The following is a 9,340-nucleotide window of genomic DNA, read 5'->3' as shown; positions in this document are numbered from 1 at the left end:
TCATCCAGACCAGCGAGAACGGTGCGTGCCCGCCCTGGTGCCGCCACGGCTGGAAGTGATCACTGACGGTCGCACTGTCCATCCCGTGCTCTTCGGCCGCGACGGCCAGTTCGACGAGCTCGCGCGGAGCGAACTGCTCCGCCGACGCCTTGTATCCCAGTCTCAGTTCAGCCACGCTTCTGTTCTACTCCACTCATTAAGCTCGCGGACATGCCGGCAGCCTTGACGCCCATCACCGAACGCGTCCACTTCGCCCGGACCGACCTGGTCAACTGGACGCTGGTGACGGGCGAGGACGGGGTGATCCTGATCGACGCGGGGTTTCCGGGCAGCCGCGACGAGGTCGTCGGCTCGGTGCGCCGGCTCGGCTTCCGGCCCGACGATGTGCAGGCAATCCTGTTGACGCACGCGCACATCGACCATTTCGGGTCTGCGATCTGGTTTGCGCGTGAGCACGGCACCCCGGTGTACTGCCACCCCGCCGAGATCGGCCATTCCAAGCGGGAGTACCTGGAGCAGGCTTCACCGCTGGCCGTCGCCGCGCAGGCGTGGCGGCCGCGGTGGCTGAAGTGGTCGGTGGCCATCATCGGCAAGGGCGGCCTCGACCACAGCGGGATTCCGACCACGGCGGCGCTGACCGACGACATCGCCGCCGGGTTGCCCGGTGCGCCCAGGTGCGTCCCGACGCCCGGCCACACCGGCGGGCACTGCTCGTATCTGGTGGACGGTGTGCTGGTCAGCGGGGACGCCCTGGTCACGGGCCACCCGGTGACCACGCGGCGGGGACCGCAGCTGCTGCCGTCGGTGTTCAACCACGACGAGGACGCGTGCCGGCGCAGCCTGGAGGCGCTGGGCATGCTGGACACCGAGGTGCTGCTGCCCGGCCACGGCCCGGTGTGGCGGGGACCGGTCAGCGAGGCGGTCGCTCAGGCAAGACTGTCGTAACCGAGCAGGAACAGCGCGGTCAGCGCGAGGCCGCAGGCGACGACGATGGCCGGCATCAGGATCATCGTGTCGAGTTCCTCGTCGTCGAGGACGTCGGACTCGAACCGCCCGAACAGCACGCGGGCGATTCCCGTCCTGCGGAACACCTTGACCAGCAGGCGCACCGGCTTACTGTCCCGCTTGCGGCCGACGAGGAGCCGGGAGATCCCGCCGATCACAAAGGTCAGTGCGGCAGCGGCCAGCATCAACCAGCCGACGGTCGCCTGCGACACACCGGCAAGCCTATAGCTGCAGATGCTTCAGGAACGCGATCGGATACATCTCCCGTTCCGCGGGCAGCGGCTCGGGCAGCCGCTGGTACCCCATGGATGAGTACAGCGCCTCCGCCTCGGGCTGCTGGTCCCCCGTCGTCAGGTAGACGCGGGAGTAACCCCGCGCGGCGATGTCGGCTTCCAGTCGCGACACCAGCGCACGGCCGTGGCCGCGGCGCCGGTGGGCGCTGTCGGTCCAGATGCGTTTGAGTTCGGCGGTGGTGTCGTCGAAGCGGCGGAACGCGCCGCCGGTGACCGGCCGCCCGTCGAGCACGCCGATCAGCAGCCCGCCGTGGGGCGGGGCGAACTCGTCGGCCGGGTATCCCCGCAGCCAGGCGTGCACCCTGTCGGTGTTTCCGCCGTAACGGCGGGCGTATTCGACGGCGAGCTCGTCGATCAGCGGCGCGGCGAGCGGGTCGTCCTGACCCACCGCCACGAAGCGCAGACCCTCCACGGATTCGGCCGGCTCACGCACGCGGCAGCAGCGCCACGAACTGATCCGCGGTGACCGACCAACCCTGGTCGTGATCCTCGAACGCCTCGGGCGGCAACAGCGAATGCTCGATGGACATCAGCGTCGCACCGTCCCCGTGCGGCTCGAACGCGACCTCGACGATGCTCGTCGCGGTGGGGTCCGCCCACCCGGAGTGAGTCCAGGTGAACCGCAACCGGTTCGGCCGGTCGATGTCGAGGAACTGGCCGGTGATCAACACCAGCCGGCCGGAGTCGTCGACGTCGAACCGCACGCGGCCACCGACATGCGGCTCGATGGTGATCGCCACGCACCGGGATGGACGTGGGCACATCCAGTCGGCGAGCGCCTCGGGATCCAGCCATTCGTCGAAGACGTCTTCGGGCGCCGCGGCCAGGACTCGTTGCACCCGGACCACCGGGGCCCCCGTCATCGGCGGCGCCCCTTCTGGCGTAGCCGTTCCGACAGCGCGTCGGCGCGGGTGGACCAGAACCCGGTCTGCTCGTCCATCCACGCGCGGGCCGCGGACAGGCCCTCCGGCTGCAGCGACAGCCAGTGCTCCCGCCCCCGCACCTCACGGCGTACCAGACCGGCGGCCTCCAGGACCCCGATGTGGCGTGAGACGCCGGCGAAGGTCATCGGAAGCGGGGCGGCCAGGTCGGTGATGCGCGCGTCACCTCCGCGAAGTGTCTCCAGTAACCACCGGCGGGTGGGATCGGCGAGCGCGGAGTACGCGCGGTCCAGCACCGGATCTTCAACCATTCTGTTGACTATAGCCCTCGCGCATGGTCTGCTGAGGACGGCAATCGTTCAATGGATCTGTTGAATGATTCCCCCGGAAAGGAGGACGCGTGGAAGTCCCGCAGATCGTGTCGGCCCCGGAGTGGGAATCGGCCCTCGCCGACATGCTGGTCAAGGAGAAGGAGTTCACCCGGGCACGCGACGCACTCGCCGCCCAGCGCCGGCGGATGCCCTGGACGCCGGTCGACAAGGACTACAGATTCGAGGGCCCCGAAGGCATTCGGAGCCTGCGCGAATTGTTCGCCGGACGCAGACAGCTGATCGTGTACCGGGCGTTCATGGACCCGGGCGTGCACGGCTGGCCCGAACACGGTTGCGTGGGCTGCTCTTTGATGGCCGACCACATCCCCGACCTGACACACCTGAACGCCCGCGACACCACGCTGGTCTACACCTCGCGGGGTCCCCTGTCCGACATCGAGCGGATCAAGTCTCGGATGGGTTGGGAAATCCCCTGGTACACCATGCTTCCCGACGAGAACGCGGCGTTCGACGTCGACTTCGGCGTGGACCAGTGGCACGGCACCAACGCGTTCGTCCGCTGGGCCGGGGAGGACGGCCGCGACCGGGTGTACCGGACCTATTTCGTCAAAGACCGCGGCGACGAGGCGTTCGTCAACACGTGGAGCTTCCTCGACATCACGGCCCTGGGACGGCAGGAGAGCTGGGAGGATTCGCCGCCCGGATATCCGCAGTCCGCTCCGTACGAATGGTGGCGCTGGAGTGCCTGAAGAAGCCGCCCCGTGGATGGCCGGGGTATACCAGGACACCCGGGAACGGATCACCGAGTTGCTGACCGCGACCGGACCTGCCGCATGGGGCAGCCCGGTGGACGCCTGCCCCGGCTGGACCGTACGCGACGTGGTGTCGCACATGACCGCCGTCGCCCAGGACTGGGCCGACGGCTCGCTGGCCGGCGTGCCGACCGACGCCCAGACCGCAGAACACGTCCGGCGGTTCGACGCGATCGACGAAACAGCCCTGCTCGGAACATGGTCGGACATGGCCGACCGGCTGGCCCGAAGAGCCCGGGACGACGGGCTGGAACCGCCACTGGGGGACATCGCCTGCCACGAACACGACATCCGCACCGCGCTCGGCAGACCCGGTGCGCGCGAGGAGGAGTCGGTGCGCTGGACCGCTGACCAGGTGCTGTCGATGTTGAGCACGCCGGCACCGTTGCGCGTGGTGGTCGAGGATGCCCAGTACCGCAGCGGCCCCGCCGACGGCAACGAACTGGTACTACGCACAACACGATTCGAGGCGCTGCGCTGGCGGCTTGGCCGCCGCAGCCGGTCCCAGCTCGCCGCCATGGACTGGTCGGCGGATCCCGCGCCGGTTCTCGCGCATCTCTGCCTGTTCGGGCCCGCGTCTTCCGACGTCGTCGAGTAGATCGAAGGAGAGCTACCGCCATGACCGGACCGCCCCCGAACACCCCGATGCCACCGGTGGTCGACCGCACGACGTTCCAGGCCGAACTGGACCGGCTGCGGGACCGGGAGAAGGCGCACACCAGGGAGGGCGACGCGATCGCGGCGGCACGCCGGCGGCTGCCGATGGTCGAGATCGACGGGAGCCTGCAACTCACCGGGCCCGACGGAGCGGTGCCCCTGCTCGACGCGTTCGAGGGCCGCAGGCAACTTCTCGCCTACTACTTCATGTGGCACGCCGGACACCCGGCGCCTGAACAGTGTGAGGGTTGCACGTGGGTGACCACCCAGGTCACCGAACTGTCCTACCTGCACTCGCGGGACATCACCTACGCCGTCTTCTGCCAGGGCCCCTACCCGGAGAGCGCGCGCTACCGCGAGTTCATGGGCTGGGAGATGCCCTGGTACTCGGCCCTGCCGTCGCTGGACCGGCTTCTCGTCGGGCGGCGGGTCGGGATGATGCACATCGTCTGCTACCTGCGCGACGGTGACCGCGTCTTCGAGACCTACTGGACCACCCGGCGCGGCGTCGAGGCCATGGACTACAGCCTGGCGCTGATGGATCTCACCGTGTTCGGCAGGCAGGAGCCCTGGGAGGACTCGCCTCCGGGCTGGCCGCAGCACTGGCAGGTCGATGGCTCGAACACGCGCAGCGAGGGCCGGCCGATCGCGCAGTGGTCACGGTTGGCCGGCGGCCGCTCGGACGACCTGGCGCCAAGCCTTCCCAGCGAAACTTGACATGTGTAAAGTTCGCCCGCATGGACAACATCCGGGGCAAGACCATCGCGATCACCGGCGCCGCCCGCGGCATCGGATATGCGACTGCCGAGGCTCTCCTCAAGCGCGGCGCGCGCGTGGTGATCGGCGACCGCGACGTCGCGCTGCAGGAATCGTCGGTGGCCAGGCTGACCAACCTGGGACCGGCGTCGGGCTACCCCCTCGACGTCACCGACCGGGAGTCGTTCGCGACGTTCCTCGACAAGGCCCGCACCGACGGTGGCGGCCACATCGACGTGCTCATCAACAACGCGGGTGTGATGCCGATCGGCCCGTTCCTGGAGCAGTCGGAGGAGGCGATCCGCTCGTCGATCGAGGTCAACCTGTACGGCGTGATCGCCGGCTGCCAGCTCGCCCTGCCCGACATGATCTCCCGCCGCCGGGGCCACATCATCAACATCGCGTCGCTGTCCGGCGTGATCCCGGTGCCCGGACAGGTGGTCTACGTCGGCGCGAAGTTCGGCGTGGTCGGCCTGTCCGCGGCACTGGCCGACGAGGTGGCCCGGCACGGCGTGCACGTGTCGGTGGTGATGCCGCCGTTCACCAAGACCGAGCTGATCTCCGGCACCCGGGAGACCCTGGGGACCAAACCCGTGGAACCCGGGGACATCGCCGCGGCCATCGTGAAGACACTCGACAAGCCCAAGACCCATGTCGCCGTGCCGCCGTTCCTGCGCTTCACCGCGCAGGCCGCCCAGATGCTCGGCCCGCGCGGACGCCGCTGGATGAACAGGAAACTCGGCCTGGACAACGTGTTCCTCGAGTTCGACACCGCCGAGCGGCAGGGCTACGAACAGCGTGCCCGGTCCGCGCTCGGCCTATCCGAAGACCGGTAGCGGATCACCGATCCGGTACGCCTCGATCACATCGAGGTGCTCGAACAGCTCGTCGAGGTTGAACTGGTAGTCGTCGGCGGTCCCGACGAAGACCACGTGGGCGATCTCGCCGCCGTCCTCGGGGGTCAGCAGCACCACCGTCACGTTGACGACCTCGTCTTCGTCGGGGACGTCGGCCTCCGAGGCCGGCCAGTACCACGCCGCACCAGTCTCGTCATCGACGTCCAGTGAGAATTCCCAGCCGCGCTCGGTCAACCTGGCGTCGAAATCCTCCAGCTCCGAGGCGATCTGGAGTTCCTCGACGACGCCGGCCGGAATCCAGGTCTGACCCCGGGCCGCCTGGCGCTTCTTGCGGCGGGCCTTCTTCTGATCCGATCGACGGGACACCTACGACAACGCCCGGTCCAGATCGGCGATCAGATCCTCGGTGCCCTCCAGCCCGACCGAGATCCGCACCACGCCGTCACCGAGGCCGATCGCGGCACGCCCCTCCGGCCCCATCGCGCGGTGGGTCGTGGTGGCGGGATGGGTGATCAGCGACTTGGCGTCGCCGAGATTGTTGGAGATGTCGACGATCTGCAGCTTGTCGAGCACCTCGAACGCCCGCTCCTTGCTGCCGCCCGCGAGCTCGAAGGTGACCACCGTGCCGCCGCCGGTCATCTGGCGCTTGGCCAGGTCGTACTGCGGGTGCGACTCCAGGAACGGGTACTTCACCCAGCTCACCGACCGGTGCTGCTCCAGGAACTCCGCGATGCGGTGCGCCGACGCGCTCTGGTGGTGTACCCGCAGAGCGAGGGTCTCCAGGCCCTTCAGCAGCGTCCACGCGTTGAACGGGCTCAGCGCCGGGCCGGTGTGGCGCATCAGCTTCTGCACCGGCCCGTCGATGTACTCGGTGTCGCCGAGGATCGCCCCGCCGAGCACGCGGCCCTGCCCGTCGATGTGCTTGGTGCCCGAGTACACGACCACGTCGGCGCCCAGCGGCATGCCCTGCTGCAGGATCGGGGTCGCGAAAACGTTGTCCAGCACCACCTTCGCGCCGGCGGCGTGCGCGAGTTCGCACACCGCGGCGATGTCGACCAGCGACTGCATCGGATTGGACGGGGTCTCGAAGAAAACCGCCTGGGTCGGCACCGACAGCGCCCGCTCCCACTGCTCGAGGTCGTCACCGTCGACGAAGACCGTCTCGACCCCCCAGCGCGGCAGGATCTCGCTGCACACCACGAAGCACGACCCGAACAGGCTGCGCGCGGCCACCAGCCGGTCGCCGGCGCCGAGCAGCGCCCCCAGCGACGTGAACACCGCCGACATGCCCGTCGACGTCGCGAAACAGGCGGGGGCGCCCTCCAACAGACGCAGCCGCTCCTCGAACATCGAGATCGTCGGGTTGCCGTAGCGCGAGTACACATAGCGGTCGATCTCGCCGGTGAAGGCCTTCTCCGCGTCCGCCGCCGACTCGTAGACGTATCCCGAGGTCAGGTACATCGCCTCGGCGGTCTCTTCGAATCCCGACCGCAGCAACCCGCCACGCACCCCGATGGTGGCCTGACTGACCCCGCCCGGCAGTTCGGCGGGGATCCGCACCGACGGGACCGGACCGGGCGCCTCGCTCATGACTGCGTCCAGGGCAGCCCGACGGCCTTCCAGCCGGTGCCGCCGCGGTGCTTGTTCTCGTCGAGGTGACCCTCGAACCCGTCCAGGATGTTGTAGGACGGCCCGATTCCGGCCCCGGTGGCGGCTTCGGCCGCGCCGATGGAACGGTTGCCGGAGCGGCACAGGAAGGCCACCGGCCGCTCGCCCGGGGTGATCCCCGCGGCCAACAGGTCGTCGACGAAGCGTTCGTTGCGGCTGCCGTCGGTGCGGTTCCACTCGATGTAGACGACATCGCGGCGCAGCACGGACAGGTCAGGCACTCCGACGAATCGCCACTCGGCCTCGGTCCGGCAGTCGACGAGCACCGCGTCGGGGTTCTCGCTCAGCAGGGTCCATGCCTGCTCGGGCGTGATGTCTCCGGCATAGCTCACGGTCGAGAGTGTCCCACAGCTAGCTGGGACCGGTCGAACAGACCTTCCACGTCCCGTCCTCCCGGACGAACGCCATCTCCACGGTCTCCTTGGCGTCCTCGTCCTCATCGAAGTAGTAGGTGATGTCGGCACTGGCCCGGTCGCCGTCGACCACGACACCGGCCACCCGGTCGACGAACCGCTCACCGCGCTTCTGCACCGATTCCTGTTGCGCCTCAAGAATTGTGGATTCGTCGGCCTGCTGCTCGACGCAGGTGAACGCGCGGAAATCAGCGTAGTCCGCACGCTGCAGCGCGTCGTTCTGACCGGACGCGGCACGGGCGATCTGCTGCTCCTCGGTCAGGCCGTCGCCGGAGAACACGTTGATCAACCAGATTCCGATCACGACGGCCACAATGATCGCCAGCGCCCCGAGGAACGGGGCGACGGCCGCGCCGTTGGACTGCGTGCCGTCGGTCTCCTCGGGCCCGGTCACCGCAGCCTGCGCACGGCCGTCGCGACGCGGCGGGCGCGATCGCGCGCCACGATCGGATCCTGGGCGGTCGCCGTCGACAGCGCCGACCACTGCTTCTCCCCGGACGTCGCGCCGGCCGGGAACACCCGGACGTCGCTCTCGGCGACCGCGAGCGCGTCGGCCAGCACAGCGCGCATCTCACCGCTGGTCACGTCCCGGCTCTCGCCGTCGGAGTAGCTCACCTCGACGGCACCGGGCGAGATCATGATCGTGTCCACCGGCAGCCCGAGGATCGCGCGGGCGTGCAACTCGAACTGCGACAGACGTTGCGAGCGCAGCGTGACCAGCCCGCTGTCCTGCAGTCGCGGTCTGACGTCGGAGAAGTAGACCTCGTCGCCGCGGACCAGCAGTTCGACCGCGAACACCCCCCGGCCACCGAGGGAGTTGACGATGCGTGCGGCGATCGACTTCGCCGAGTCCAGCGCGGTGGGTGAAAGCTGTTGGGGCTGCCACGATTCCAGTGCGTCGGCATCGTTCTGATGATGGCCGATCGGCTCGCAGAAGTGCACCGAGGGCCCCGCGGCCCCGGTCGTGCGCACCGTCAGCAAGGTCACCTCGAAGTCGACCTCGACGACGGCCTCGGCGATGACGCGCTGCATGGCGTGCTTGTCCCCGCCTGCGACCGCCAATTGCCACGCCGGCTCCACGTCATCGGGCCGCAGCAACACCGACTCGCCGACCCCCGGGGCGGCGGCGACGGGTTTCACCACCAAGGGAAACCCGGCGTGCGCGGCGACGGCGGTGAGCTCCTCCACCGAGCCTGCGAACCAGAACGGCGCGGTGGGTAACCCCAATTCGTCGGCGGCGAGCTTGCGCAACCCCTCACCGTCCAGCGACAGGCGGATGGCGCGTGGGGTCGGGAACACCTCGACGTCGTCGCGGTCGGCGACGGTCAGCAGCGCCGGCAGCACCTCCGTCGCGACCGCCGCCACGTCGACGACCACGTGGCTGGGCCGATGCTCGTCGATGAGCGCCGTCAACGCCTGCGCGTCACCATGGCCGGCCGCGCCGACCACCTCGGCGCCGAGCCGCTGGAACGCCAGCGCGAGTTCACTGCTGCGCGCCCCTGCGCCGAGCAGCAGCACCGTCTCCCCGTACGTCGTCTCAGTCATCGATCTTCCACCCTGCCAGATCGTCCCTCGGTCGTGCGTCCAGCGCCGCCCGGAACGACCCCATCGCGTCGATCAGCGCGGTGAACACCCGGTGCGCGGCGACCAGATCGCTGTCGGACAG

14 protein-coding genes and 1 pseudogene are annotated in these 9,340 nt (G+C 69.2%); 5 read left to right on the top strand and 10 right to left on the bottom strand.

The annotated features are described in order from the left end of the window. Positions 1 to 175: pseudogene (locus ASJ79_RS32145) on the bottom strand (LLM class flavin-dependent oxidoreductase); the annotation flags it as partial. Positions 176 to 210: 35 nt separating this feature from the next. Between ASJ79_RS32145 and ASJ79_RS11750 the strand changes: the two are divergent. After that, on the top strand, positions 211 to 945 hold the full coding sequence (locus ASJ79_RS11750; protein ID WP_067955291.1) for an MBL fold metallo-hydrolase: 735 nt from the start codon (positions 211 to 213) through the stop codon (positions 943 to 945). Here ASJ79_RS11750 and ASJ79_RS11745 read toward each other — a convergent pair. From ASJ79_RS11745 to ASJ79_RS11730, 4 genes are read right to left on the bottom strand one after another with little or no spacing between them, the layout of a single operon-like run. Next, positions 927 to 1,217, bottom strand: a complete 291-nt coding sequence (locus ASJ79_RS11745; RefSeq protein WP_082753787.1) for a hypothetical protein — start codon at positions 1,215 to 1,217, stop codon at positions 927 to 929. The genes ASJ79_RS11750 and ASJ79_RS11745 overlap by 19 nt on opposite strands. A 10-nt stretch (positions 1,218 to 1,227) precedes the next feature. Further along, positions 1,228 to 1,731 (bottom strand): GNAT family N-acetyltransferase, encoded by a 504-nt coding sequence (locus ASJ79_RS11740; RefSeq protein WP_156448386.1) that lies wholly within the window; start codon positions 1,729 to 1,731, stop codon positions 1,228 to 1,230. Then, entirely contained in the window at positions 1,724 to 2,161 is a 438-nt protein-coding gene (locus ASJ79_RS11735; protein ID WP_067955290.1) for an SRPBCC domain-containing protein, read from the bottom strand. Before ASJ79_RS11735 ends, ASJ79_RS11740 begins: the two co-directional genes overlap by 8 nt. Further along, positions 2,158 to 2,490, bottom strand: coding sequence for a helix-turn-helix transcriptional regulator (locus ASJ79_RS11730; RefSeq protein ID WP_067955289.1), 333 nt, complete (start codon positions 2,488 to 2,490; stop codon positions 2,158 to 2,160). The genes ASJ79_RS11735 and ASJ79_RS11730 overlap by 4 nt, the downstream gene beginning before the upstream one ends. Before the next feature lie 89 nt (positions 2,491 to 2,579). Here ASJ79_RS11730 and ASJ79_RS11725 point away from each other — a divergent pair, with 89 nt between their 5' ends. Genes ASJ79_RS11725 through ASJ79_RS11710 form a run of 4 tightly spaced genes read left to right on the top strand, consistent with a single transcriptional unit; the run spans position 2,580 to position 5,572 of the window. Next, positions 2,580 to 3,260, top strand: a complete 681-nt coding sequence (locus ASJ79_RS11725) for a DUF899 domain-containing protein (RefSeq protein WP_067955288.1) — start codon at positions 2,580 to 2,582, stop codon at positions 3,258 to 3,260. Then, on the top strand, positions 3,253 to 3,921 hold the full coding sequence (locus tag ASJ79_RS11720) for a maleylpyruvate isomerase N-terminal domain-containing protein (RefSeq protein WP_231750825.1): 669 nt from the start codon (positions 3,253 to 3,255) through the stop codon (positions 3,919 to 3,921). Before ASJ79_RS11725 ends, ASJ79_RS11720 begins: the two co-directional genes overlap by 8 nt. Positions 3,922 to 3,941: 20 nt before the next feature. Next, entirely contained in the window at positions 3,942 to 4,697 is a 756-nt protein-coding gene (locus tag ASJ79_RS11715; RefSeq protein ID WP_067955286.1) for a DUF899 family protein, read from the top strand. A 20-nt stretch (positions 4,698 to 4,717) separates the two neighbouring features. Then, positions 4,718 to 5,572, top strand: coding sequence for an SDR family oxidoreductase (locus ASJ79_RS11710; protein WP_067955285.1), 855 nt, complete (start codon positions 4,718 to 4,720; stop codon positions 5,570 to 5,572). Here ASJ79_RS11710 and ASJ79_RS11705 read toward each other — a convergent pair. The 5 genes from ASJ79_RS11705 to purT are packed head-to-tail and all read right to left on the bottom strand — an operon-like array spanning position 5,555 to position 9,219. Next, a complete protein-coding gene (locus ASJ79_RS11705) occupies positions 5,555 to 5,959 on the bottom strand; it encodes a hypothetical protein (RefSeq protein ID WP_067955284.1) in 405 nt (134 codons plus the stop codon). The two genes, ASJ79_RS11710 and ASJ79_RS11705, sit on opposite strands and share 18 nt — an antisense overlap. After that, positions 5,960 to 7,183, bottom strand: a complete 1,224-nt coding sequence (locus ASJ79_RS11700) for an O-succinylhomoserine sulfhydrylase (RefSeq protein WP_067955283.1) — start codon at positions 7,181 to 7,183, stop codon at positions 5,960 to 5,962. Further along, positions 7,180 to 7,593 (bottom strand): rhodanese-like domain-containing protein, encoded by a 414-nt coding sequence (locus ASJ79_RS11695; protein WP_067955282.1) that lies wholly within the window; start codon positions 7,591 to 7,593, stop codon positions 7,180 to 7,182. The genes ASJ79_RS11700 and ASJ79_RS11695 overlap by 4 nt, the downstream gene beginning before the upstream one ends. A gap of 19 nt (positions 7,594 to 7,612) precedes the next feature. Next, the gene (locus ASJ79_RS11690; protein ID WP_067955281.1) at positions 7,613 to 8,068 is read right to left on the bottom strand and encodes a lumazine-binding protein; all 456 of its coding nucleotides are present in this window, start codon (positions 8,066 to 8,068) and stop codon (positions 7,613 to 7,615) included. Beyond that, a complete protein-coding gene (gene purT, locus ASJ79_RS11685) occupies positions 8,065 to 9,219 on the bottom strand; it encodes a formate-dependent phosphoribosylglycinamide formyltransferase (RefSeq protein ID WP_067955280.1) in 1,155 nt (384 codons plus the stop codon). Before purT ends, ASJ79_RS11690 begins: the two co-directional genes overlap by 4 nt. Positions 9,220 to 9,340 lie beyond the last annotated feature (121 nt).

The sequence above is a fragment of the Mycobacterium sp. NAZ190054 genome, from assembly GCF_001545925.1.
In the GTDB taxonomy this organism is placed as follows: domain Bacteria; phylum Actinomycetota; class Actinomycetes; order Mycobacteriales; family Mycobacteriaceae; genus Mycobacterium.
This window is presented reverse-complemented; position numbering and strand designations above follow the sequence as displayed.

Excerpts from the sequence above, each read along its gene's own strand:
- ASJ79_RS11730 (WP_067955289.1), bottom strand. The coding sequence starts at position 2,490 with ATGGTTGAAGATCCGGTGCTGGACCGCGCGTACTCCGCGCTCGCCGAT.
- purT (WP_067955280.1), bottom strand. The coding sequence starts at position 9,219 with ATGACTGAGACGACGTACGGGGAGACGGTGCTGCTGCTCGGCGCAGGG.
- ASJ79_RS11750 (WP_067955291.1), top strand. The coding sequence starts at position 211 with ATGCCGGCAGCCTTGACGCCCATCACCGAACGCGTCCACTTCGCCCGG.
- ASJ79_RS11700 (WP_067955283.1), bottom strand. The coding sequence starts at position 7,183 with ATGAGCGAGGCGCCCGGTCCGGTCCCGTCGGTGCGGATCCCCGCCGAA.
- ASJ79_RS11710 (WP_067955285.1), top strand. The coding sequence starts at position 4,718 with ATGGACAACATCCGGGGCAAGACCATCGCGATCACCGGCGCCGCCCGC.
- ASJ79_RS11715 (WP_067955286.1), top strand. The coding sequence starts at position 3,942 with ATGACCGGACCGCCCCCGAACACCCCGATGCCACCGGTGGTCGACCGC.
- ASJ79_RS11735 (WP_067955290.1), bottom strand. The coding sequence starts at position 2,161 with ATGACGGGGGCCCCGGTGGTCCGGGTGCAACGAGTCCTGGCCGCGGCG.